The organism is Cytobacillus sp. C11.1, assembly GCF_058145115.1.
In genome coordinates, this window is the sequence record NZ_CM176935.1 from 1298407 (window position 1) to 1322461 (window position 24055).

Consider the following 24055-nt stretch of genomic DNA (forward strand, 5'->3'; position numbering starts at 1 on the left):
CCTAAAGAGGAATAGGGCTTGCTGATTATTACATATTCATGGGTGTCCGAGTATTGTTCTTATTTTGCCATTTTGCTAAAACATAAACGGCTAAAACCATGATTACAATCGCAACTGCAAGTGAGATGGTATTTGCAACTAGCCCAGCGACAAGATAAGCAGCAAGTGCAGCAGATCCATTCAAAATCGCGTAAGGAAGCTGTGTTTTTACGTGGTCCATGTGATCGCTTCCTGCTCCGGTAGAGGATAAAATCGTTGTATCCGAGATAGGTGAGCAGTGATCACCGAATAGTCCTCCAGATAAAACTGCCCCGATACATACATAGATGGATGCATCCAGATGGAACGCCATAGGGATGGCCAAAGGCATCATGATCGCGAATGTGCCCCATGAGCTTCCGGTCGCAAAAGACATGCATGCGCCTGCAAGGAATAAGATCGCAGGGACGATGAAGGCAGGGACATTTCCATCCATGATTTCTACCATGTAATTGGCGGTTCCCAGATTCTTCATGACTGTGCCAAGAGACCAGGCCAGCACGAGTGTAGCAGCCACATACATCATCTTTTGCATGCCTGATACATAAATATCAAAAGCTTCTCCAAACTTTTTAACCTTGTAAAATACCATCATGACAATTAACAGAATGCCAGCAAATAAATAAGCGGTTGTAAGAGCCACCCGGAAGGCGCTTCCTTCAATCTTTTGGAATGGGAACCCAAGCGGAATCAGCATACCGAATAAGGTTACAAGCAGGACGAGCAACGGCAGCCAGATGAGGATAGGCTTGCTTTTTGTTTCTTTTAACTCGTTAAAACTGTCCGGTTTTCTCATCGGCTTGGAATCAGGCCAATACAGTGCACCCGTTTCTTTTACCCGCTTTTCGGCTTTCGCCATTGCACCAAACTCCAGTTTTGTAAATGCCACAAGCGGCACCATCAGAACAGTTAGGATTGGATAAAATTGATAAGGGATTGCCTGGATAAATGCATCCCAATCTGATTCAGCAATGCTCAGTCCTTCAAACTCTTTTTGAATGAGTCCCATGATGTATACGCCCCATCCGATGAATGGAATGAGGACGGCAACTGGGGAAGCCGTTGAATCGATGATCCAGGCTAATTTTTCCCTTGATATCTTTGCTTTATCAAATACCTTTTCAAAAATAGGTCCAACCAAAAGCGGGGTGCCGAGATCCGAGAAAAAAATAACAATCCCGCCAAACCAGGCAGCCAATTGCGTTTTGGCTTTAGTGTTTAGATACTTAATTACTTTTTCCGCAAACGCGGCAGCTCCGCCAGACTTCTCCATCAGCGCGACAAATCCGCCGATAAAAACTAGCAATACCAGCACACCGGCGTTATAACTGTCTGTCAGCTGAACAAACAAATAGTCACCGATCATGGTCTTAGTTGCTGTGAGCGGCAGACCCTTTGCTAAAATTAAGACACCTGAAAATGAACCTAAAAATAATGAAATAATAACGTTTTTGGTTACGATCGCCGCTATAATTGCCAGCAATGGCGGAATGACAGATAACCAGCCTAAGTGTTCCATGAGCATGTCCTCCTAGTAGAATATGGAAATTAAACTATGAGTAATTATGCAATAAATATATTATTTATGCAATACAATTTTTGTGTTTTTTTAGAAAAGGAGAAAAGGACTGGAAGTATGACATGATTGCAAGCAGGGGATTCAATCAAACGTTTGATTGAATATGCCAATCAGGATGAGGACATTGCCAAATTGTGAACTTTAAGAATAAAACTGTGAAACTCACAAATAAACAGCGGAAATTTGCGAACAAACTAGTAAAACTTGCGAACAAATCACTTAAACTTACGAATAAACATTTGAATTTGGCGAATACATGTAATCAGGAACGGCTAGTCCGGAATTTGCGGGCAAGTTGATAGTTTTATACCAAGCATTTCATTAAAAATAAAGTGCTAGTGAATCAAATACCACCGCCAACCCCACAAAAAAAGCCCGGTCATCTACCGGGCTCTCTCAAACTCTTAAGCAGCTCTCTTCACTTCTGCTTCAACTTCCTTTGATTTAAACATCTTCCCTTTACTAAACAGCAAGGTTAATCCTACTGTAATGACTGCGGTAATGGCCATTCCAGTAAAGTAGGAGCCCCAGTGTTCCGGGAATACAGATAGGAATGACAACATTCCGCCGACACCTACTGAAGTGGCTTTTACGTCCATAAAGGCAAGGTATGCGCTTCCGATGGCGCTTCCGATCATGACCGCAATAAATGGGTATCTGAATCTCAGGTTAACCCCGTAGATCGCCGGCTCGGTGATGCCCAGCCACGCGGAAACGGTTGCAGAAAGGGATACGCTTTTTAGTTTTTTATTGTTTTTAATTAAGAAGAACATGGTTAAGGCTGCGATACCTTGTGCTAAAGTAACGGTTTCGCCGATCGGCCATAGCGTTACATAGCCTAGTGAGCCTGCCATTTGCAGATTTACACCCAGGAATAAGTGATGCATTCCGGTAATAACAAGCGGCGGTGAAATTAATCCGTAGACAGCGCCTGCCAATACTGGTGAAACATCGAATAAGTATAAAATTCCATCTGTAATCCAGTTCGCTCCTGTCATGGTAACAGGTCCAATAACTGTAAATGTTGCAATCCCCGTAATAATCAGGGCAATCGGCGCAACAGCCAATAGCTGCAGGCTTTCCGGAATGACTCGTCTTAAACTCTTCTCAAGTGTTGCCAGAAGATACGCTGCAAACAGAACCGGGATAACTTGTCCCTGGTAACCTACTTTTGCAATTTCAAATCCAAACAGATTCCATTTTTCTACTGAGCCTGGGTCAGATGCAAAGGCATAGGCATTCATCAGTTCAGGATGAACCATGATCAGGCCAAGCACGATTCCCAGTACAGGGTTTCCGCCGAATTTCTTTGCTGCAGAGAAGGCAATGAGTGCAGGAAGGAAAGTGAAGGCGGTATTGGAGATCAGATTAATAATTCCTGCAAAACCGGACCATTCTGTATGGACATCGAGTACCGATTTTCCTTCATAAAAGATGCCAGGATTGGCCAGGACATTGTTTAATCCCATTAGTAAACCGGCTGCAACGATGGCTGGCAGGATCGGGATGAAAATGTCCGCCAGAACTCGAACGCCTCTTTGAATGACGTTTTTCTTTTTAGATGTAATTTCTCTTAATTCCTCTGAAGATACTTCTTCTGTGCCTGTTTGTTTTACAAATTCTGCATATACTTTCTCAACCAATCCTGGTCCGATGATGACCTGAAACTGGCCGCTTGCAGAGAAGGTTCCCTTTACAAGGTCATTTTCTTCCAATTTCTTCACATCGACCAGTTCTTCGTTATCCAGCACTAATCGCAGTCGGGTGACACAGTGTGTTGCGGTTACAACGTTTTCTGCTCCTCCGATGTTTTCGATAATGGAGGAAACGTTTTCATTTAATTTTGACATATGGTAAACACCTCGCTATGTAATGGCTTTCATTTACGGCCAACTTGTTTAAACAAGTTCAGTATAATATACTTTACTTGTATATACAAATGAATTTTGAAAAAATTTTAAGGAGTGTCCGGCTATCATGGATATAACCAAAACACCGTTAAGCTTTTATGGCTCTTATATGGCTCTTGCCTTTCAGGAGCATGAGGAGGCATTGAAAACAGGCCTTTATTTAAACTCATTAAGAGGCAAGTCAAGAAGCCATATGAATGTGTTAAAGCTGATTCCAACAGTCAGCGGAGCACCCGTTGATTACGAATACATAGCAGACTATAATCAGATTTCACTGCGTTTCCCAGGCGGAGAAATCTCTATCTGTTTCGATAGTGATTCGAAAATGATTATTAAAGGGACAGGAGAAAAGACTGGACTGCGTCTGGACACACAGCCTGTCTACAACTTTGAATATAATTATTTATTAGGGAAAAAAGGCAGCGAGTACTGCATCGTCAACAGCTATAAAAACCTGACAAAATTTATGATTTTCTGCCCTAATGGACAAGTTGTTTTAAATCAGGACGTTTACATGGACAGCAGAGGGAGCACAAATGAGGCAGAAAATCAGTCAGCCATTGATATCTCATCTGTGGATGGAAGCGGGTTTTTATGTGTGATCGAGGACCTTCCAACACATGGCGGGAAGCCTGCCGAGCGGGAATACAGCTTTGAGCAATCCCTTGAAAACAGCAGGAAGGCGTTTGCTGACTATTGCAGCAAATTGCCAGAGGCAGCAGAAAAATATAAGGATACCCAAATCAATGCGGCGTACATTAATTGGTCTTCTTTCGTTAAACCGGAAGGGTACCTGAAGCGGGATACGATGTTTGTTTCCAATAACTATTTTCTTGGCACATGGAGCTGGGACCACTGCTTCAATGCGATTGCTTTAGCCGAAGTAGATCCTAAATTGGCGTGGGATCAAATGGCTGTCCTGTTTGATTATCAGGACGAGCTTGGGCAAATCCCTGGTTCTCTCAGTGACTCCACCATGCGCTGGAACTTTGCCAAACCGCCTGTTCACGGCTGGGCTTATACAAAAATGATGGAAAAAATGGATTTTTCAACGGAGCAGCTTGAGACCATTTACCGTCAAATTGAGAAACAGGTGCAGTTTTATCTGACCTATAAGGATTCTAATGAAGATGGCATTCCGGAATATCATCATGGCAATGATTCAGGCCAGGATAATAGTACGGTGTTCAGAAATGCCAATATTATTGATTCTCCAGACCTGACTGCTTTTTTAATCAAGGATATGGATATGCTGGCAATGGCCGCGGAAAAGCTGGGGAAATCAGAAGAAAAGAGCTATTGGGAACAGGAATCAAAACGGCTGACAGACCTGTTTTGTTCTTACTTCCTTGTGGATGATCTTCCTGCTGCGCGTATCATGTCTACAGGCGAAGTGATCGAAAGCGAGAGTTTCCTGCCGCTTATGTCTCTTTTGATCGCAGATAAACTTCCGGCTTCTGCCAGAAAGAAAATGGTTGAGATCATAAAGAGCGACAAATATACAACAGAATGGGGCATTGCTTCAGAAGCGGTTGACAGCAGCCTTTATCAGGATGATGCCTATTGGCGCGGTGCCATCTGGGCACCAACTACGCTTATTCTCATCGATGCACTGGAAAGATGCGGCGAAACAGAGGCGGCGCTGTCCGTTAGTGAAAAATATTGCGAGCTTGTTCATCAGAATGGCTTTGCAGAAAACTTCAATGCCCTTACAGGTGAGGGGTTAAGAGATCCATCCTTTACTTGGACGGCAAGCACGTTCATTTATCTGGCTGCTAAAATACAGCAAGCCTCTGCATAAAAAAGTCCCCGGCACCCATCATGTGCCGGGGATCTTTTTATTTTATCCTCTGTGCCTGCTCGAAAAACACGAAGGAGTCAGGCGTATGCCTGGATTGGGTGAATTCAAACATCACGCCATCCGCGTTAAAGGTAAAATTGGTGACAACCGCTACACAATTGTAATCCTGCAGGTTTAAATAGGTTTGATCCAGCTCATTTATTTTTTCAACCGTCATCATTCTTTTCGTTGTAATGATGCTTTCCTTTAACTCATTCTCCATGTATTCGTAGATGGAATCCTCGGCAATTTCCTTTGTTAAATCTTTTACAATTTCTTTTCGAAAATAGTTGTTGTCAATAATCAAAGGCTTTTCATCCAGGTACCGGACCCTTTGCAGATAATAGATTTCGGTGCCAATCGGGAAGGAGGTGAGCTGTGCAATTTCTTCGTCCGCTGTTAATTCATTAAAAAGGACAACCTCTGTCCGGTATTTATTTTTATTTCTGATCGAAGACTCCTTAAACGTTTCAATGCCGCCAAACAAGTATTCTTTCTGCTTGAGTTCCTGATAAATCACACGCACGCCCTGCCCATGAATGGTTTGGACATACCCATCGGAAACCAGATTGGCAATTGCCCGCCGAACGGTATTTCTGGAGCAGTCATACTGTTTGATCAGGGTATTCTCAGAAGGAAGCAGCTGCTGGAACGTGTATACCTTGCTGTTAATTTTGGTTTTTAAATCAGTGTATATCTCAAGATATTTAATTTTAGCCATGATAACTCCCGGTAATTGTAGTACATATCCTTTACGAACATAAAAGCAAATCCTATTGTTCTTAGGAATAATTATATAATAACAAATTTTTTTAATCCTAACATTTTAGTACCAAAACCTCAGAGGCAAGTACCAGGTACCTATACCAGTTAGGACAACTGGTATAGGTACCTGGTACCATTCCCACTTATTAGAAATAACAAGAAGTTATTTCCTTTTTAGTTCTTATTTCTTAATGTTTTTACGAAATTATCTAACTTTTTTGCCAAATACTATTGAAAATATTCGGATTATTAAATATGATTTAAATTATACAAAAAATGAAATTGCATTTCATAAAATGAAACCGTTAGGAGTGTCATAATGGTTCAAAGAGTTTTAGAGGTTGATAAGTTAAAAGTTGGGATCCAGGATGATGGCGAGAAAATAGCCATTGTTAACGGAATTAGTTTTCATCTTCATAAAGGGGAGACTCTCGGAATCGTAGGAGAATCGGGCTGCGGGAAAAGTATGACTTCGCTTTCTTTGATGGGCCTTTTGCCTCCCGGAGTTGAGAGGCATGATGGTGATGTCCGCTTAGGGGATCTTCACTTTAAGAATTTTATGAAAAAGGATTGGAGAAAGATCCGTGGTAAAAAAATCTCAATGATTTTCCAGGAGCCGATGAGTTCTTTAAATCCTGTTTATACCATTGGGGAACAGATTATGGAGATGGTTTTAAGCCATGAGAAGGTTTCCAAGAAAGCTGCCAGGGCACGGGCATTGGAAATGCTGAAGTTAGTCGGGATTCCAAGGCCGGAACAAGTGCTGGATGAGTACCCGTACCAGCTTTCAGGCGGTATGCGCCAAAGGGTTATGATTGCGATTGCTCTTTCGTGCAATCCAGAGGTACTGATTGCGGACGAGCCAACGACTGCGTTAGATGTCACGATTCAAGCACAGATCCTGGAGCTGATGAAGGATATACAGAATAAACTGCATATGTCGATCGTCCTGATTACACATGACTTGGGTGTTGTAGCAGAAATGTGTGACCGCGTAATCGTGATGTATGCAGGGGAAATTGTTGAAGAATCTTTGGTTATAGAGCTGTTTGACAATCCAAAGCATCCTTATACAAGAGGGTTAATTGCTTCTTTGCCAGATGTGGATGAACAAAAGGAATATTTATCTTCCATACCGGGAGTCGTACCGGCACCAGGTAATATGCCAGCCGGCTGCCGATTTGCACCGCGTTGTACTTTAGCCCACGAACGCTGTAACGAAACCCCGCCGCTTTTTGAAACAGAGTCAGGTTCACAGGTTAAATGCTGGCTTTTTGAAGAGAAAGAGTCGGAGGTGACCGCAACATGACAGAAGAACAAAACGTTCTATTAAAAGTAGAAAACTTGAAAAAGCACTTTCCGGTTAAAGGCGGCATTTTTGGAAACAAAACGCTTCAGCATGTAAAAGCAGTTGACGGAGTTTCCTTTGACGTTATGGAAGGTGAAACATTTGGGATTGTTGGAGAGTCAGGCTGCGGAAAGAGTACAACAGGCAGAACAATCTTACGTCTGCTTGAACCGACTGAAGGAAACATCTATTTTCAAGGCCGAAACCTTGCCGAGCTTAATAACAGTGAAATGAGAACATTGCGGAAGGATATTCAAATTGTTTTCCAGGATCCTTTCGCTTCACTGAATCCAAGAATGAGGGTTCGGGACATTATTGAAGAGCCTCTTATTAATTTCGGGGTGACCGATCGCAAGGAAAGAGAAAGAAGATTATTGGAAGTTGCGGACCAGGTTGGCCTGACACCTGCACAGCTTACACGCTTCCCGCATGAGTTTTCCGGCGGTCAGCGCCAGCGGATCGGAATCGCCAGAGCCCTTATTTCTAAACCGAAATTAATTATTGCGGATGAGCCAGTATCAGCGCTGGATGTATCGATTCAGTCACAAGTCCTTAATTTAATGAGGGATTTACAGAAAGAGCTGGGTCTTACATATATCTTTATTTCCCACGACTTAAGTGTTGTTAAACATTTCTGCGATCGAATTGGTGTTATGTATCTTGGCAAAATGGTCGAAATTGCAGAAAAGAATCGTTTATACGATAAGCCAATGCATCCATATGCTGAAGCGCTGCTTTCTGCACTGCCAAGCCCTCATCCGCTTAAGAAAAAGAAGAGGATTATATTAAAAGGAGATGTACCAAGCCCTTCGAATCCTCCAAGCGGATGTACATTCCATCCTCGCTGTGCTTCCTGCATGGATGTCTGTACAACGGATCAGCCAACCCTTCAGACGGTGGAAGACCAGCATGCAGTGTCCTGCCATTTATATACTGAAGTTGGGAAAAAAACTGTAGTAGCAGGAGAACCAGTATGAGCAAAACAATTGAAAAAGGACTCCACCTCTTAGAAGTTTTCACAGATGAAAAACCTTACTGGAGGCTGGATGAAATCTCAAGGACCTTAGGAATTCCTAAGGCAACCGCCTTTCGCCTTTTACGAACCTTTGCCGAATTCGGCTATTTGCAGCGTGTTACCTTTCATCAGGATGGAATGGTTATGGATGGCGAGAGATATGGGTTAGGCATCAAATTCCTGGAGATGGGGGAACGGGTTGCGGCACGATTTGAGATTCGCCGAATCGCGCTTCCTTATATGAAAAATTTGCAGGGGATGTTTAATGAAGCAGTCCAGTTGGTCATTCGGGAACAAAATGCAGGTATATATTTGGAGAAAGTTGAAAGCACTCGCCCTGTCCGGCTTTATACAAGAGTCGGCAGGCAAGCGCCTCTGTACGCTGGGGCCTGCACACGCACCCTTCTTTCCTTTTTGCCGGATGAGCAAATTGCAGAGGTGCTGAAAAATCCCATCATTCCCTATGCAAGCCAAACAGCGAAAACAAAAGAAGAAGTTCTTGAGTTGGTAAAAGAAACAAGAGAGACCGGTTTTGCTTACAGTGATTCCGAACTGGAGGAAGGCACTGTCTCCATAGCCGTTCCGATTTTTGACCGGTACGGAACCGTTTCTTACTCGCTAAGCATTGCCGGATTTTCAACATCATTTCCAAGAGATAAGGTTGATCGTTTCTTAGGGCCTCTTTGGGAAGCGGCAGCCGGCATTTCAAAAGAGATTGGTTATAACCTTCCATATCCTTATGGAGGAAAAATAAAAATAAACTAAATAATTACAGGGGGAAAGAGAATGAAGAAGAGATTACTATCTTTGTTTGCCGTATTTATGACCTTTACACTCATTTTGTCCGCATGTTCAGGCGGAGGAGAGAAATCAAGTTCAAGCGAAAGTAAGGGCAGTGAAAAAAATCCGGTTGAAGGCCGTGATAATGAACTTGTGATTGGTGTTTCAGGGGATCCGCAAAACTGGGATCCAATTGATACCTTCCTATTGGATTGGAGCACAATCGGTACTTCTGTATTTGAAGGGCTTGTAGACCGTAACCTTGATTTGGAAATTCAGCCTGGTTTAGCTGAAAGCTGGGAATATCTTGACGATAAAACATTGCAATTCAAGCTTCGCCAAGGCGTTACTTTCCATAATGGAGAGCCATTCAACGCAGAAGCTGTTAAATTCACTTTTGATCGTTTACTGGGTGAAGAAGGACAAAAAGGACCTCAATACTCCAACTATACATCCATTGACAGTGTAGAGGTTGTTGATGAGTTTACTGTTAACATGAAGTTAAAATCACAGGATCCGGTTCTTTTAACAAAGCTTGCCGGATATGGAGCTGTGATTGTACCTCCTAAGTATATTGCTGAAAAAGGGGACGAGCATTTCAACAATAACCCTGTTGGTACTGGCCCTTTCAAAATGACAGGCTATAAGCGTGACCAGGAAGTCGTATTGGAAAAGAACCCTGAATACTGGAAAGAAGGGCTTCCAAAACTGGATAAGGTTGTTTTCAAAGTGATCCCTGAAGCATCAACAAGACTTGCTGAGCTTCAAACAGGAAAAATTGATGTTATGAAACGCGTTGAGGTTGCCCAGGCAGATACAGTGAAGGAATCAGGCTTCCTTGAACTACAGGAAGTTGGTACACCAACAGCATTCTCCTTGCGTTTTGATACGGCGAAAAAGCCGCTAGATCAGAAAGAAGTAAGACAAGCTATTAACTATGCAGTCGACAAAGAAGCGATCATTAACGAAATCCTTGGCGGCTATGGCAAGCCAATCAGCACATTCCAAAGTGAGCTTTCTTTCGGAAACAACCCTGACTTAGAGCCATACCCATATGATCCTGAAAAGGCGAAGGAATTATTGAAAGAAGCTGGTGTGAGTGAAGGAACAGAGCTTGACTTATTCATTCCAGGTAACGACGGAAACTTCAAAGAGATTGCACAGATTGTTTCTTTCTATCTTGAAGAAGTAGGCTTAAAAGTAAACATCAACAGTGTGGATAACACGACTCTTATCTCTGACCTGATCCCGAACGGCAATGCAGGGCATATGTATCGCCAGGGCTGGGGCGGATGGACGCTTGACTTTGATAACACAGCTTACTTAATGTATCACGAAGGCGAGCAATGGAATCCATCCTTTAAAGATGAGAAGGTAGAAGAGCTTCTTGCTGCACAGCGTGCGACTGTTGATCAAGAGGAACGCGAAAAAATCTTTAAGGAGCTAACAGAAGTTCTTTATGATCTTGCCCCGGAATTGAACCTATATTCTGCAGTTGATTTATACGCAGTGAACAAGCGAGTTCAAAACTTCCAGCCGCCTCATGAGGACCGTATGCGTTTGGAAGAAGTAACAGTTAAGTAAATGACCTTTAAAAAGAGATAGTATGGTCTTCATGCTATCTCTTTCTTTTAAGAATTTATGAGCCGGAGCGTATCTGGCTGATGCATGGCCCGCGGAATGCAAATCATCCACTTCCGGGACCAGGGCTTTTGCGTTTTATACAAAATAAGAAAGTTTAAGTTTTTGAACGTTGAAAACTGTCTAGCGCAAGCAGCCTACCCCCTCGAGGTCACAAGCCAATCCTCCCAAAAAGGGAAAGAATGCCTTTTCGTGAGGCTCGTCTTGTGCTTGTCGGGGGTGAGCACCAAGGAAATCTTCCTTGGATGAAACATCGCAGGAACAAGCGGTTTTTGCTTGTTCCGAAGGCGCTTGCGCTTTTCTTAGGGGGAACAAAAATGGCAGCTTATATTATTCGCAGATTGCTCCATACCATCTTAGTTGTATTTGCTATTTCTTTGATTATCTTCTTTTCCATTCGCCTGACTGGCGATCCGGTATCAGTCATGTTTTCGGCAGGTGAGCCGACGAAAGAAGCGATTGAAGAAGTGAGGCGCAATCTTGGGTTGGATCAACCACTTTATGTTCAATATGGAATTTTCCTGAAAGGCCTTGTTACGTTTGATCTTGGCGAGTCATTCAGAAGCGGCATGCCGGTCATGGATATGATTCTGGAACGGCTTGGCGCCACATTGGCACTTGCGTTTGGCGGTATCACTGTAGCTATGCTGATCGCTTTTCCGGTGGGCATTTTATCGGCTGTTAAAAGAGGGACAGGCATCGATTTCTTCGGACGTATTTTTTCATTAATCGGTATTTCATTTCCTAACTTTTGGCTGGGCATTATGCTGATTTTGATTTTTGCCGTTAATTTAAAATGGCTTCCTTCATCAGGCTTTGAAAGTTTCAAGCACCTTATTTTGCCATCGATTACACTGGGGATGATTTTATCGGGTATTTTGGCAAGGCTTGTCCGGTCCTCCATGCTTGAAGTGATGAACCAGCAGTATGTATCTACTGCAAAATCAAAAGGCATTAGTGACTGGGCAGTGATTATAAAGCATGCTTTCCGCAATGCTTTATTGCCGACGGTTACCTTCCTTGGCCTTCAGTTTGGATCGCTGCTTGGCGGAACCGTTATTGTGGAACAAATCTTTTCGTGGCCGGGAATCGGACGTTTGATTATTGACGCCATTAATCAGCGGGATTATCCAGTGATTCAGGGCGGAGTTATCTTCCTTGCCATCATTATGGTGGTAGTGAATTTAATTATCGATTTAAGCTACACCCTTATTGATCCTAGAATTAAAATCGGGGGGAGCGGAAAAGCATGACAACTTTAGAATTGGAAAAAACACCGCAGCAGCAGCCCGTTGCGGCCAAAAAGCCTTTTATGAAGAAGCTCTGGAATTTCATCAAAAAGAATCCAGCCGGTGTGGTCGGGATCATTCTCGTCGTTTTAAGTGTATCAGCAGCACTATTTGCACAATGGATTGCCCCGTTTGATCCTTCCAAAGCCAATCTGACTTCACGCCTTGCGCCACCTTCGTGGGCGGATGAAACGGGAGAATCTGTATTCTTTCTTGGTGCGGACCAGGTAGGAAGGGATTTATTAAGCAGAATTATCCATGGAGCCAAGATCTCGCTAATGGTAGGGTTTTTCGGTGTTATCATCTCCATGGTCATAGGAACAGTGCTGGGCCTTATTTCAGGCTACTTTGGAAAATGGCTGGATGATTTTATCATGCGTATAGCCGATATTCAATTAGCCTTTCCTTTTATGCTGTTTGCAATTGTCATTATGAGTGTACTTGGAACGGGAATTTGGAAAATCATTATTATTCTGGGTCTGACCTATTGGGTTGGCTTTGCCCGTCTCATTAGAGGTGAGGTTATCTCGCTAAAAGAACAGGAATATGTTCAAGCTGCAAAAGCAATTGGCGGCACTAATTTTACGATTATTAGAAAGCATATTTTACCGAATGTTATGTCCTCCATTCTAGTACTTGGAACGATGTATATTGCCGAATTCATTCTATTAGAAGCGTCTCTGACCTTCCTTGGATTGGGCGTCGATCCGACGATTCCATCATGGGGAGGAATGCTGGCAGACAGCCGCAACTATGTAACTTCGGCATGGTGGACAGCCACTTTCCCTGGTGTTGCAATTATGCTGACCGTTTTAGGATTTAACCTGCTGGGCGATTGGCTTCGTGACCGTTTTGACCCTAATATGAAATTGTAGGTGAATAAGGGTGGATAATATTCTCGCAATATGGACGAAGGAAGGCTTGCTTCGTGATAACAATGACGATGGAGTCATTGATGGAACAGCTGTATTTATAGACCTTCCGGATCATCTCGCTCCGGAAGGATTAATTGATTTTTGTGCCCGGCTGGGATATGAGACTACTTCTCTATCCCTTCGTTTTTTTGAACAAGATAACAGTGCTGTGAAAATGAGTTTTATCTATTCGGATGTAAAAACGGAGATAAGACTTGAAAATCGGGAGCTTATTGTTCGGTATAAGAGTGAAGCGGAATTATCCGATTTGCTGAAACTTTTAGCTGCGATGGCCCCTGAAGAGTCCAGTGGAAAAAGTGTCGCGCTTGAACTTAAGGATGGCAGACTGGCTGCTGGACAAACTGTTATCAAAACGATTGAGGGCAGGGGTGCAGAGGTAAATTCTGAAATTAATAGTTTAAGTGATTTGTGGAGCTTTTCCGGAGTTGGTAAAAATAATGAAGCGTCTCCATCTAAACTGTTGAATCTAAATGTGAGCGTGGAAGAATCTATTAAAACAGCAGAGGTTTTAAAAGGATTATGCTGCTTTGCTGCTAGAAGTGCGATGTACTCTACTGACATTGTTTTTCCTGTAACTGGTGGTGGGCATGCGTCAGGAGGGCTGCGCCTGGCTGTTCTAGAGGATTCCTCTGCTAGCTTAGAGCTGGCAGAACCGAATGTATTGCAGCTAAAGGGACCAAAGGAGTTATTAGGCTTGGCTGTCCAACATCTTGCAAGGGAGAAGCATTGGAGCGAGGGCGGCGCCTTTGGCTACTGGGAACAGGGATATAGTTTAAAGCAAAAGACGGAGGCTCCGCAGCTGTTTGAAGTGGAGTGGGAGGATGTACAGGAAACAGAACTGGCTTATGAAATTTTAAAAGATTCAGAGGATCTTGCAGGTGCTGATATTGAGGTTTTTTTATCGGAGCCGGGTGAAGTCCGCCGGAAGCTTGAGAAACAGTGGATGGATCTGTTTCCTGAAGTAAAGATGTTAAAAGTTCGGTCTGCTTTTAAAGCAGGTCTGCATTGGCTTGTTGAGGAGGTTTTGCCTGAATTGGGGGATTCTGGCGAAGCTGTTCATGGGCTGGAGATAAAAGTGAAGAAGGAAGCAGGGGAAAATGGGCTTGAGCTTCCGATTCGCTGGATCCAGGAAATGTACCCTGCAGACAGGCTTTTAGAGGAAGAGTTCGGTCTGAAGGCAAAACTAGTAAATTATCAGTTAGAGCATAAATTGGAACATACATATGAAGTTTTTCGTGTGGATGAACAGGGTGTGAGACATTTTGTAAGCTCATTGGATGTTCCTGTTTCTGAGCTGCCATATGTAGATGGAAAGCATTATGTTTATCCTGTTTCGAGTGCTATTCGAATTCGTAAGGGCGAGAGTGTTGTCCGGGAACAGCTCATCCAAACGGACAGGGAACGCTTTTACCGCTTTTATACAGAGGAAGTGCTGCCAAGGCTTCGCAGAGAAGTTGCCGATTATATGGATGGGCAAGGCCGCACACGGCCGCTGTTTGATCGGATTGAAATCGATGTGTGGATGAGTGAAGAAGAGCGGAAGCTGTCGGTTGATGAAGAGCGTGTATCTTCACTTGAAGCCTTGCATGAGGACCTTTATTTCAATACACTGGATTATTTTGCCTATATGGGTGAAGAGCTTGAAGGCAAGCTATTTAATGCGCCAGGCGGTGTCCATCCTTTTATGCATGTTAGAGAAGGGGAGAAGCCCGAAGCGTGTATTCGGGTGTACAGCTGGGAGGACAAGCCGCTTGAAGATTGGGTGACAACCTCCATTCTATTTGATGAGGAAGGGGCTTTGGCTGAAGCTGTCATGACCAATGACAAGGAAGAGGTCACCCTGGTGATAGAAGCTTTTGAAAAACCTGCAGGGCATATCCATCAGGATGTGCAGCGCTGGCTGGGCGAGCAAGGTTCCTATCGTATTTTATACCCGGACCATTCCTACCAGGGGCATGCCATTCCTATTATTGAATGTTTCATGGATGCAGGGGAGGAGTTTTATTCTCCTTTGAAAATGTCATTGTTCAAGAAAACGATTTTCATAGAAGCAGGCCATCACTCCAATGAAGTATCGAGTACGCCTGCTGTACTTCAGCTGCTGGAACGTGCCGATAACAAGTTTGGGGATTGGCTAAAGGATATAAACCTCGTCATCCTGCCTCTGGCAAATCCGGATGGATATGAGCTTGTTACAAAGCTTACAGAAGAGCATCCGGAATGGAAGCATCACGCTGCCAGGTATAATGCCGTTGGGCTGGAGTACTCTCTTGTCCGTTTCCAAAAAACAGTATTTGGCGAGGCGAATATCTATCCCGAAATTCTGCGCCGCTGGGCACCGGACGTGATTGTTGATGACCACGGCATCCCGGCACATGAGTGGGTCCAGCCTTTTGCAGGCTATAATAGTCCGCCGCGCTTTCCGGTTTCTTACTTTCTTCCAAGTGCCAAAATCTACGGGATTGGGCGACTATCGAGCGGAAACTATCGTGATTTGCATGTGGAAAATCTGGAGGCTGTTGTTGAAAGGATTAGCCAGTATATTGGCGGGACGAGCATAGAAAAAGAAAATAAATATTGGCAGGAACGGTTCAGAAAATATGGGAACCAGTGGCTGCCGGAAGTTTTTCCGATTGAAGAAGCACCTGGCATTCATTTTTACCGTCAGGCGGATGTAGCGCCATCTTATTCCACAATAGGAATCTCGAGATATCCTGACTGGATTGCAGCGGAAGTGATCTCGGAAGCTGCAGATGAAGTGGTATATGATGAGGTGCTTGAAAGCTGCATTGAAGCACATATTGTCTTTGATTTAGCCATTTTGGAGGTTCTTCAAAAGGCCCTTATAGAAGTAAAACGAAATGGGCTATCGTATCAACGAATGCGGCCTATTAAACTTTCATGAAAGGAAGGGTTTAAATAATGAAAACTCTATTATTAACAGGTTTTGAACCATTTCTTGATTTTACGATCAACCCGACAAAGCGAATTGTGGACGAACTAAATGGACAAGAAGTCGGAGAATACAAAATTCATAGCGAAATTTTACCGGTCGATTTCAGAAAGTCGGGGAAGCTGCTATTAGAACATATTGAAAAAATTCAGCCTGACGCGGTCATTTCTTTGGGCCTTGCTGGCGGACGCTATAAAATAACACCTGAACGAATCGCGATTAACACAAATGATGGGGATTCTGATAACAGCGGCAATGTTCCGGTTGATGAAATGATCCAGGAAGACGGAGCGGACGGCTACATGTCCACGCTGCCTGTACGAGCCATGGTCAATCGCTTAAAGGAAGCAGGTTTGCCTGCAGAAGTATCGAACACTGCAGGAACCTACCTATGTAACCATGTCATGTACCAGGGCCTGCACTATGCCAAAACACATAATAAAAACACGCCGTCTGGATTTATCCATATCCCAGCTTCCCACGAACTCGCCATCCAGCACGGCAAAATCCCAAGCTGGTCCCACGAAGACCTCAAAAAAGGGATTTTGACTTGTATTGAGGTGCTGGCGGAGAAACATTAAGGTACCAGGTACCACCCGAATTTTGTCGAAAAAGCTTGCTGAATTTCATATTTGGCAGGCTTTGATTATTTTATTTATGGATAGTAAGGCTGCAATTAATTGGGATTGTGGGTTGAAAGGTGTTATTCGTCCATACAAAGGCTAAAAGATACTTTTAGTTCTCTGATTCCTATAAAAATAATAATTGCATTTTTCCAGCAAACTGCGAAAGGAGCATAGCCATGAGCATCACACAAGATAATATCTCCAGACTTCTTGAAATCAATAAAAGTCTGACGCAGTCTCTTGACCTGCAGGACATATTAAGGAAACTGGTTGAGGCAGCATTTGATTTAGTAGAGAACGCTGATACGACAATTCTTTATAAGTTAAAGGATGATGGTTTGCTCCATTTTTCTCATGGGGTCGGGGTAGATGCGGGCTTTATGAGCCAGGTGAAATTCGAGCCTGGAGAATCCTTGACAGGGCTGGTTTTTCTCACAAAGAAAGGTGTTATTGTCTCGGGGGATGAGTTCAGGGAGCATATGAGCCGCATGTCTGAGAAAAATTATGCTCACTTTTTTAACGGAGTTTTCCGGCGGGAGGTTAAGAGCGGAATTGTTGTCCCCTTGGTATATAAAGAAGAGTGTATTGGCGTGCTTGTGGTGGATAATTTTGATAAGGATATTCAGTTTACGGAATCAGATTTTCACATTTTGGAGGTTGTAGCAGACCAGGCAGCGATTGCGATTATGAACTCAAAGCTTTACGAAGAAGTGAAGCGTAAAAATGATGAACTGAGCCATTCCCTGGATATTCACCGCAGGTTCACCAAAATTTTGCTGGAGGGAAGAGGGGTTTCTTATATTCTTGAAACGATCAGCAATATCCTTGGGACGCCTGTCACCTATGCGGAAATCGGTGATGAGAAATCTCGTTCATTTCCGATTATTAGCTCCAACGAACTTTTCGGGTATTTTCTTTTGAAAATGCCAATTGAAAGCTTAACAAGCATCCAAAGGGCCGCTCTTGAGCATGCTGCTACTGCTTTATCTCTGGAATTTGTCAAACAAAATACGCTATTTGAAAAAGAAATGCACTTAAGAGAAGAGGCGTTTCATGATATTATCAACGATACCCGCCTGAATCAGAGAGTTTTGGAAAAATACAAATTGAATGAAAAAAGCAGAGTTTCCTGCATGATCATTGATTGCAAAGCCGGTTTTCTGTGGGATGCAAGAGCCATTCTCCAAAAAGAAAAGCTTATTAGATCGTTAGAGCAAGTGCTCATGAAATATTCTGAAACCAGCATTGTATTCACTAAATCAGACCAAATTGTTGCCCTGCTGGTGAACGGGTGGAAAAATTACGATCATCAACTGGCTGAAGAAATACAGAAATTTATGACGACAAACAAACAAGCTGTAATAGGCTTAGGCAGAGAAGTTGCTTTAACAGAAATAGCTGATTCCTACCAGGAAGCAACCGAAGCGGTTTCCTACTGTAAAAACCATAAATACAAAAGCTTTGTTACCTATTCAGAGCTTGGGGCAGAAAGGCTTTGGCTCAATATGGACCGAAGCTTGCTGAAAAAATTCGTGTCCGATAAGATGGGCTCTCTTTTACAAATGGAGCCAGAATATCTGCAAACGATGCAAGCCTTCCTTGCCAATAACAAAAGCCATAAAAAAACGGCAGAAGAAATGCATATTCATCCCAATACCCTTACCTACCGCCTAAAAAAAATAGAGAATCAATTAGATATGGATTTTAATAAAAAAGACGATTGGATAGCAATAGTGCTTGCTTTTCAAATTTTCGATTATTTATCCCCTTAATTGGTGCTTGTCACAATGAAAAACAGGATTATTTGGTTATTGACACATGTACATTAAATTTTCTAAATATTATAATTAATTTTAAATTAATGGGTAAGGAGAGGTTTGATGAGTACAGAGGTAAATAGCCAAAGCACTGCTGTTGGCAATGATGAGATTAAAACCTATAACAATTATATTGCTGGAGAATGGGTTCCATCTGTGACTGGGGAAACGTATCCGAGTGTGAATCCTGCCAATACGGATGAGGTATTGGGTTATTTTCAAAAGTCGAATTCAGTTGATGTGCAAAAAGCGATCGAAAGCGCAAAGAGGGCTTTCCCTGAATGGAAGCAAACATCTCCAATCAGCCGCGGAGACATCCTCTTTAACCTGATTTTTTTAATTCAGCAGGAAAAAGAAGCATTGGCAGAAATCATTACGAAGGAAGTCGGCAAAACAATTGAGGCTGCCCGCAAAGAAGTGGATGCAACGGTTCAGGCTTTGAAGCATTTTAGCGGTGAAGCCAATCGTTTATCTGGTGAAACAGTTCCGGCTATTGATCCGAATTCCTTTGCTTGCACAATTCAGGAGCCGCTTGGAGTTGTTGCAGTTGTAACTCCATTTAACTTCCCGCTGGGGATTGCCATTTATAAAATTGCCCCATCCATGCTGGCGGGAAATACGATTATTTATAAAGCCGCAAGTGATACGTCTCTTATTGCAGTAAAAGTCGCAGAGCTTTTTGAAAAAGCAGGAATGCCAAAGGGTGTGCTAAATATGATTACGGGACCTGGATCTGTCGTGGGAGAAGAGCTTGGAACGAATCCGGAGATCAAAGCCGTTTCCTTTACAGGTTCCTCTGATGTGGGCATTCATCTTGGCAAGCTCGTTACAGCACATGGCGGCAAAATGCAGGCTGAAATGGGCGGAAAAAATGCAACGATTATTTTGGAGGATGCGAATCTGGAGGAAGCCGTACAGAGCGTAGTCATCAGCGGTTTTTACAATAACGGACAAAGCTGTACAGGAACCAGCCGTGTAATTGTTCCTCGATCTATTTCGCAAAGTGTAATCGAATTATTAGTTGAAAAAGCGAAACAAATTAAGGTCGGAAATGGTATTCGCGAAGGATATGATAATGGTGCTGTGGCCAATAAGCATCAATTAAATACTTATCTTCATTATGTGAATAGCGCCATCTCTGAAGGAGCGGTACTCGAATACGGCGGCAAACAGCTGACTGATGGGGATCAAGCAAATGGCTATTTTGTCGCCCCAACTGTTTTTAGCAATGTAACAAAGGATTTTACCATTGCAAAAGAAGAAATTTTTGGACCAGTGGTTGCGGTGATGGAAGTGGATTCTTATGAAGAGGCAATCGAGCTGGCAAATGATACGGACTTTGGGTTATCATCTGCTATTTTTACCAATGACCTTCAAAAGGCCTTCGATTTTGTCCGGAAAATTGAAACAGGTGTCACCCATGTCAATATCCCTTCCAATCATTATGAAAACCAGCTTCCGTTTGGCGGCAAAAAGACATCAAGTATTGGGCCGCGTGAACAGGGAAGCACGGCATTGGATTTCTGGCTGGATACGAAAACGGTCTATATTAAACCTTAAAACAAGAGGAGGGAGAGGATGAAACATATAGGTGTGATTGGCTGCGGAGCCATGGGCAAGGGGATTGTTAAAAATTTAATTAAGAATGGATATAGGGTGGTTGCCTATGATCCGAGTGCGGAGGCACTGGCGAAATGCGAGGAGCTGGGGGCGATTCCCCAGCCTTCGCCATTTGATGTGGGGAGGCAAGCGGACTTAGTAATTTCTTCATTGCCTGGACCCGCTATTGTCAGGGATGTTATGATGGGTGAAAGCGGAGTCTTTGCTGCTTTAAAGCCTCGCAGTTTTGTCTTGGATATGAGCACCATTGATCCTGTAACAGCCCAGGAATTATACAGTGCTGCTAAGGAAAGGGAAGTCCATTTTTATGACTGTCCGTTAAGCGGAGGACCTAAGGGTGCTGATGCCGGTACGTTGACCATAATGGTTGGGGGAGACGATAGATATATTGCAGAGATTCGCCCGGTTCTGGAGAGCGTTGGAAAGGATATTTTTCTGCTTGGCTCTTCAGGATCAGGACAAGTGGCGAAGCTGTGCCATAATATGCTAGTTGCTTTGATTACTGCAGGCCTGGGGGAGGCTTTTGCAGTGGGGGAAAAAGCAGGTGTCAGCCGGACTCAGCTGGCGGAAGTCATTCAAAGCGGCTCGGCCCATAATCGGGTGATGTCGGTGTTCGGTGAGAATATCCTTAATGGTACATACGAGAATGTGCTTTTCAGCCTTGAGCACATGAATAAGGATATCCATCTATATAAAGAGACAGCCGAACATTACAGCGAGGATTCTCCATTGGGACAAATGGTCTGCAGCATTTATAAAAGGGCGATGGAGCAAGGGAAAGCCAAGCTCGATTCATCGGCAATCTGCGAGGGGTTCTAGTAATCTTTTAATCTAGGGGGGAAATTATGAAAAATGAGAAGACAGAAATTTTAAAAGATTGGCGCTTGCATGCGGTTGTGCTTGTATTGGTTGCGGCCACAGAAGCAATCGGGCAGATCAGCTTTAAATTAGGCGCCGGCGTTATCCTTTTGCTGCCTATGCTTTATGCCTTTTTCCTTGGCCTTGGGCTTTACTTTACTCCGCTTATTAAGGAAAAACAGGCTAAAAATGCCGAGCCCCTTATCGTATTAGGGGTAACTCTTTTAATTGCAAAAATCGGTGTTACGATTGGCCCGCAAATAGAGGCGATCATTGCTGCGGGACCATCATTACTCCTCCAGGAGCTTGGTAATCTGGGAACGATTTTATTTGCTTTGCCAATTGCCATTTTTCTTGGTTTTAAAAGAGAAGCCATTGGTATGACTCACTCGATTGGCCGGGAACCAAATGTCGGGCTGATCATGAATAAATACGGATTTGATTCACCAGAGGGCAGAGGTGTAATGGCTATTTATATTTTTGGTACTGTGTTTGGTGCTGCCTTCCTTGGATTGATTTCCGGATTCCTGGCTACGATTACACCGCTTCACCCGCTGTCGTTTGCCATGGCATCAGGTGTGGGAAGCGGAAGCATGATGGCTGCCGCCAGCGGATCGCTTGTGGCTGCGTTCCCTGAGATGGAAGCACAGATTATCGCCTTTGCAGGTGCCAGTAACTTGCTATCTCTTTCAACAGGTCTGTATGCCAGTATTTTCATTGGATTGCCTCTTACTGAGAAGCTGTACAGCATCATGATTAAGCGCAAAGAGAAAAAGTCTTCAGATGCGGACAAAGGGGGAGACATTCATGCTTAAAAATATAACAGAATGGTTTCTGATTCTAGCTATATTCGGTTTTTCAGCGCTGATCGGAAACTGGGTTGGCTATGATATCCTGCCGTCTGCAGCAATTCCGGGCATTCTTGTTTTAATTGTAATTAGCGTGATAGGTCTTATTCTTGAAAAAGTGCTGCCTGGCAATATCCCGAGCGTTGGATATATCGGGATTATCGGAATTATTGTTTCGATTCCAGGGGTCCCTGGTTCTGAATATGTTGTAGAATGGACGACCCAAGTGAATATCCTGGCTCTTGCCACTCCGATTCTTGCTTATGCAGGGATTTCAATCGGAAAGAACTGGGCTGACTTTTCCAAGCTGGGCTGGAGAAGCATCATTGTCGCAATCTTTGTGTTCTTCGGAACCTTCATTGGATCTGCCGTAATAGCGGAAATCATTTTACGTATGCAGGGGATTATTTAATGGGGGGCCTAGCAGATGTTCATCTGCTGGGCTTTTGCCGTTTAAAAAAGCGGAGGAATTTTGCGGTAAATCGTTTGACTGAAAGTAAAACCAATCTGTGGGTTTCAAATTAAGCTTAGGAAAAGCCAATTTCTTGTGGAAATCTCCTGCTTGAATGAATTTTTCCTTCGCATGTTAAAATTTGTTTCGTGTATATCAGTGAGATTGTTTTTTTTTCAGTCGATATGGATTTTATCGGTTACTTTTTTAATATATCGGTCACTTTTCCGATATATCGGTCAGATTTCATTTTTATCGGTCAGTTTTTCGATATATCAGTCACTTCGCGGTGTATCAACATTCTAAGGATTTCACAGTGTTAATAGAAGCCCAAGCAATCTAAATTAAAGAAAAGAGTGTGAAGCAGCAATGGATAGAAACCTTTATGAACAGCTTGTAAAAGATTATAATGATGAACTCACTCATTCAGGTGTTAACGGCGAAAGATTAGCTACAAGGCTTGATGAGCTTTCAAAAATAGGCCTTATGGAAAGCGGCGGAGTGACACGTACAGGCTACTCAGCGGAAGAGAAACGGGCAAAAGAATTAGTCATTGGCTGGATGAGAGATGCGGGACTAAGTGTAACAACAGATGGTGCCGGAAACGTATTCGGAAGATTAGAAGGAAAAACGGAAGGGCCAGCGATTGTGTCAGGTTCCCATGTTGATAGCGTTCCAAACGGAGGGCATTTTGATGGGCCCCTCGGCGTTCTGTCTGCTTTGGAGGTAGTGGAAGCGTGGAAGGAAACAGGATACCTGCCGGAAAAGCCTTATGAGGTTGTTATTTTTTCAGATGAAGAGGGTTCGAGATTCAAAAGCAGCTTAACGGGCAGCCGGGCTTTTATGGGGCAAATGAAGCCGGAGGAAATGGATAGCCTGCGGGATGAAAATGGCAAGTCATTTAGAGAGGTACTAGCCGAATATGGCAGCAGTGCTGAGGAATGCTTAAAGGCCGGAAACAGCAGGCATGAAATTGAAACCTTTGTGGAAGTTCATATTGAACAGGGAAAGGTCCTGGAAAGAGAAGGTCAGCCTGTTGGAGTGGTCAAAGGCATTGCAGGCCCAGCCTCGCTGGAGGTTACTTTTACAGGGGAAGCCGGACATGCGGGAAATACGCCAATGGCTGGACGCAAAGATCCGTTGGTGGCTTCCGCATTGTTTGTAGCTGCGATCGAGAAGTTTCCAAAGCAGGTCAGTGATACAGCCGTTGCCACTGTCGGAAAGCTGAACGTACATCCAAATGGCTTTAATGTCATAGCCCAGGAAGTAAAACTCATTGTGGATATCCGGGATATTTTTGAAGATACCCGTGACCGGCTGCTTGACATAATCACTAACGAAGCACGTAAAATAGCTGAGGAACGAAATATGGAAATACAGATGAACCTGAATGCAAAAATAAAGCCGCTGCCAATTGAAGAAAAACTGCAGGCAAACATTGCAGACTCCCTCTCCAAGTTTGATATAAAACCAGTTTACATCCCAAGCGGCGCCGGCCATGACACGATGATCGTCGGAACTGAAATCCCGGCCGCCATGCTGTTTGTCCGCAGCAAGGATGGCATCAGCCATAATCCGCGGGAATGGACATCATTAAATGACTGTGTTTACGGGGTACATGTGCTGAAGGATTTTGTTGAGGGCTTGATGGAAGATTAATAGTATTCCAAAATTCGGGTGGTACCAGGTACCACCCGAATTTTGTCGAATAAAGATTTTCAATCAAACGTTTGATTGAAAA

General features: G+C 43.5%; 18 protein-coding genes. 15 read left to right on the forward strand and 3 right to left on the reverse strand.

Annotated elements, in window-relative coordinates:
• Nucleotides 1–28: 28 nt before the first annotated feature.
• Both AC3ZVC_RS06455 and AC3ZVC_RS06460 read right to left on the reverse strand, forming a co-directional pair.
• A complete protein-coding gene (locus tag AC3ZVC_RS06455; protein WP_490067247.1) occupies nucleotides 29–1558 on the reverse strand; it encodes a Na+/H+ antiporter NhaC family protein in 1530 nt (509 codons plus the stop codon).
• 464 nt (nucleotides 1559–2022) lie between these two features.
• A complete protein-coding gene (locus tag AC3ZVC_RS06460; protein WP_490067249.1) occupies nucleotides 2023–3468 on the reverse strand; it encodes a PTS transporter subunit EIIC in 1446 nt (481 codons plus the stop codon).
• Between the two features lie 127 nt (nucleotides 3469–3595).
• Between AC3ZVC_RS06460 and AC3ZVC_RS06465 the strand changes: the two genes are divergently transcribed.
• Entirely contained in the window at nucleotides 3596–5329 is a 1734-nt protein-coding gene (locus AC3ZVC_RS06465) for an amylo-alpha-1,6-glucosidase (RefSeq protein ID WP_490067250.1), read from the forward strand.
• A gap of 37 nt (nucleotides 5330–5366) precedes the next feature.
• Here the strand turns inward: AC3ZVC_RS06465 and treR are convergent, their stop codons facing one another.
• Nucleotides 5367–6089 carry a trehalose operon repressor gene (treR, locus tag AC3ZVC_RS06470; protein WP_490067251.1) on the reverse strand — a complete coding sequence of 241 codons (723 nt, stop codon included), beginning with the start codon at nucleotides 6087–6089 and terminating at the stop codon, nucleotides 5367–5369.
• Nucleotides 6090–6452: 363 nt separating this feature from the next.
• Here treR and AC3ZVC_RS06475 point away from each other — a divergent pair, with 363 nt between their 5' ends.
• The 14 genes from AC3ZVC_RS06475 to AC3ZVC_RS06540 all read left to right on the forward strand — a co-directional run bounded on the left by AC3ZVC_RS06475 (nucleotide 6453) and on the right by AC3ZVC_RS06540 (nucleotide 23973).
• The gene (locus AC3ZVC_RS06475; protein ID WP_490067252.1) at nucleotides 6453–7442 is read left to right on the forward strand and encodes an ABC transporter ATP-binding protein; all 990 of its coding nucleotides are present in this window, start codon (nucleotides 6453–6455) and stop codon (nucleotides 7440–7442) included.
• Nucleotides 7439–8458, forward strand: a complete 1020-nt coding sequence (locus tag AC3ZVC_RS06480) for an ABC transporter ATP-binding protein (RefSeq protein ID WP_490067254.1) — start codon at nucleotides 7439–7441, stop codon at nucleotides 8456–8458. Before AC3ZVC_RS06475 ends, AC3ZVC_RS06480 begins: the two co-directional genes overlap by 4 nt.
• Nucleotides 8455–9261, forward strand: coding sequence for an IclR family transcriptional regulator (locus AC3ZVC_RS06485; RefSeq protein ID WP_490067255.1), 807 nt, complete (start codon nucleotides 8455–8457; stop codon nucleotides 9259–9261). Before AC3ZVC_RS06480 ends, AC3ZVC_RS06485 begins: the two co-directional genes overlap by 4 nt.
• 21 nt (nucleotides 9262–9282) lie before the next feature.
• Complete coding sequence (locus AC3ZVC_RS06490; RefSeq protein WP_490067256.1) at nucleotides 9283–10860, forward strand: ABC transporter substrate-binding protein; 1578 nt, start codon at nucleotides 9283–9285, stop codon at nucleotides 10858–10860.
• 374 nt (nucleotides 10861–11234) lie between these two features.
• Nucleotides 11235–12170 carry a nickel ABC transporter permease gene (gene nikB / locus AC3ZVC_RS06495; RefSeq protein WP_490067257.1) on the forward strand — a complete coding sequence of 312 codons (936 nt, stop codon included), beginning with the start codon at nucleotides 11235–11237 and terminating at the stop codon, nucleotides 12168–12170.
• A complete protein-coding gene (locus AC3ZVC_RS06500) occupies nucleotides 12167–13081 on the forward strand; it encodes an ABC transporter permease (RefSeq protein WP_490067259.1) in 915 nt (304 codons plus the stop codon). Before nikB ends, AC3ZVC_RS06500 begins: the two co-directional genes overlap by 4 nt.
• A 10-nt stretch (nucleotides 13082–13091) precedes the next feature.
• On the forward strand, nucleotides 13092–16046 hold the full coding sequence (locus AC3ZVC_RS06505; RefSeq protein WP_490067260.1) for a M14 family metallopeptidase: 2955 nt from the start codon (nucleotides 13092–13094) through the stop codon (nucleotides 16044–16046).
• Between the two features lie 17 nt (nucleotides 16047–16063).
• Nucleotides 16064–16675 carry a pyroglutamyl-peptidase I gene (gene pcp / locus AC3ZVC_RS06510; protein WP_490067261.1) on the forward strand — a complete coding sequence of 204 codons (612 nt, stop codon included), beginning with the start codon at nucleotides 16064–16066 and terminating at the stop codon, nucleotides 16673–16675.
• Between the two features lie 221 nt (nucleotides 16676–16896).
• On the forward strand, nucleotides 16897–18492 hold the full coding sequence (locus tag AC3ZVC_RS06515) for a helix-turn-helix domain-containing protein (protein ID WP_490067264.1): 1596 nt from the start codon (nucleotides 16897–16899) through the stop codon (nucleotides 18490–18492).
• 108 nt (nucleotides 18493–18600) lie between these two features.
• Entirely contained in the window at nucleotides 18601–20097 is a 1497-nt protein-coding gene (locus AC3ZVC_RS06520; RefSeq protein ID WP_490067267.1) for an aldehyde dehydrogenase family protein, read from the forward strand.
• An 18-nt stretch (nucleotides 20098–20115) separates the two neighbouring features.
• Entirely contained in the window at nucleotides 20116–20976 is an 861-nt protein-coding gene (locus tag AC3ZVC_RS06525) for an NAD(P)-dependent oxidoreductase (RefSeq protein ID WP_490067269.1), read from the forward strand.
• 26 nt (nucleotides 20977–21002) lie between these two features.
• Complete coding sequence (locus tag AC3ZVC_RS06530; RefSeq protein ID WP_490067271.1) at nucleotides 21003–21830, forward strand: DUF3100 domain-containing protein; 828 nt, start codon at nucleotides 21003–21005, stop codon at nucleotides 21828–21830.
• Entirely contained in the window at nucleotides 21823–22275 is a 453-nt protein-coding gene (locus AC3ZVC_RS06535) for a hypothetical protein (RefSeq protein ID WP_490067272.1), read from the forward strand. Before AC3ZVC_RS06530 ends, AC3ZVC_RS06535 begins: the two co-directional genes overlap by 8 nt.
• Before the next feature lie 408 nt (nucleotides 22276–22683).
• Nucleotides 22684–23973, forward strand: coding sequence for a M20 family metallo-hydrolase (locus AC3ZVC_RS06540; protein ID WP_490067275.1), 1290 nt, complete (start codon nucleotides 22684–22686; stop codon nucleotides 23971–23973).
• Nucleotides 23974–24055: the final 82 nt, after the last annotated feature.

Bases quoted from the DNA above. Each gene is read 5' to 3' on its own strand.
- AC3ZVC_RS06455 (WP_490067247.1), bottom strand. From the start codon at position 1,558: ATGGAACACTTAGGCTGGTTATCTGTCATTCCGCCATTGCTGGCAATT.
- AC3ZVC_RS06460 (WP_490067249.1), bottom strand. From the start codon at position 3,468: ATGTCAAAATTAAATGAAAACGTTTCCTCCATTATCGAAAACATCGGA.
- AC3ZVC_RS06465 (WP_490067250.1), top strand. From the start codon at position 3,596: ATGGATATAACCAAAACACCGTTAAGCTTTTATGGCTCTTATATGGCT.
- treR (WP_490067251.1), bottom strand. From the start codon at position 6,089: ATGGCTAAAATTAAATATCTTGAGATATACACTGATTTAAAAACCAAA.
- AC3ZVC_RS06475 (WP_490067252.1), top strand. From the start codon at position 6,453: ATGGTTCAAAGAGTTTTAGAGGTTGATAAGTTAAAAGTTGGGATCCAG.
- AC3ZVC_RS06480 (WP_490067254.1), top strand. From the start codon at position 7,439: ATGACAGAAGAACAAAACGTTCTATTAAAAGTAGAAAACTTGAAAAAG.
- AC3ZVC_RS06485 (WP_490067255.1), top strand. From the start codon at position 8,455: ATGAGCAAAACAATTGAAAAAGGACTCCACCTCTTAGAAGTTTTCACA.
- AC3ZVC_RS06490 (WP_490067256.1), top strand. From the start codon at position 9,283: ATGAAGAAGAGATTACTATCTTTGTTTGCCGTATTTATGACCTTTACA.
- nikB (WP_490067257.1), top strand. From the start codon at position 11,235: ATGGCAGCTTATATTATTCGCAGATTGCTCCATACCATCTTAGTTGTA.
- AC3ZVC_RS06500 (WP_490067259.1), top strand. From the start codon at position 12,167: ATGACAACTTTAGAATTGGAAAAAACACCGCAGCAGCAGCCCGTTGCG.
- pcp (WP_490067261.1), top strand. From the start codon at position 16,064: ATGAAAACTCTATTATTAACAGGTTTTGAACCATTTCTTGATTTTACG.
- AC3ZVC_RS06515 (WP_490067264.1), top strand. From the start codon at position 16,897: ATGAGCATCACACAAGATAATATCTCCAGACTTCTTGAAATCAATAAA.
- AC3ZVC_RS06520 (WP_490067267.1), top strand. From the start codon at position 18,601: ATGAGTACAGAGGTAAATAGCCAAAGCACTGCTGTTGGCAATGATGAG.
- AC3ZVC_RS06525 (WP_490067269.1), top strand. From the start codon at position 20,116: ATGAAACATATAGGTGTGATTGGCTGCGGAGCCATGGGCAAGGGGATT.
- AC3ZVC_RS06530 (WP_490067271.1), top strand. From the start codon at position 21,003: ATGAAAAATGAGAAGACAGAAATTTTAAAAGATTGGCGCTTGCATGCG.
- AC3ZVC_RS06535 (WP_490067272.1), top strand. From the start codon at position 21,823: ATGCTTAAAAATATAACAGAATGGTTTCTGATTCTAGCTATATTCGGT.
- AC3ZVC_RS06540 (WP_490067275.1), top strand. From the start codon at position 22,684: ATGGATAGAAACCTTTATGAACAGCTTGTAAAAGATTATAATGATGAA.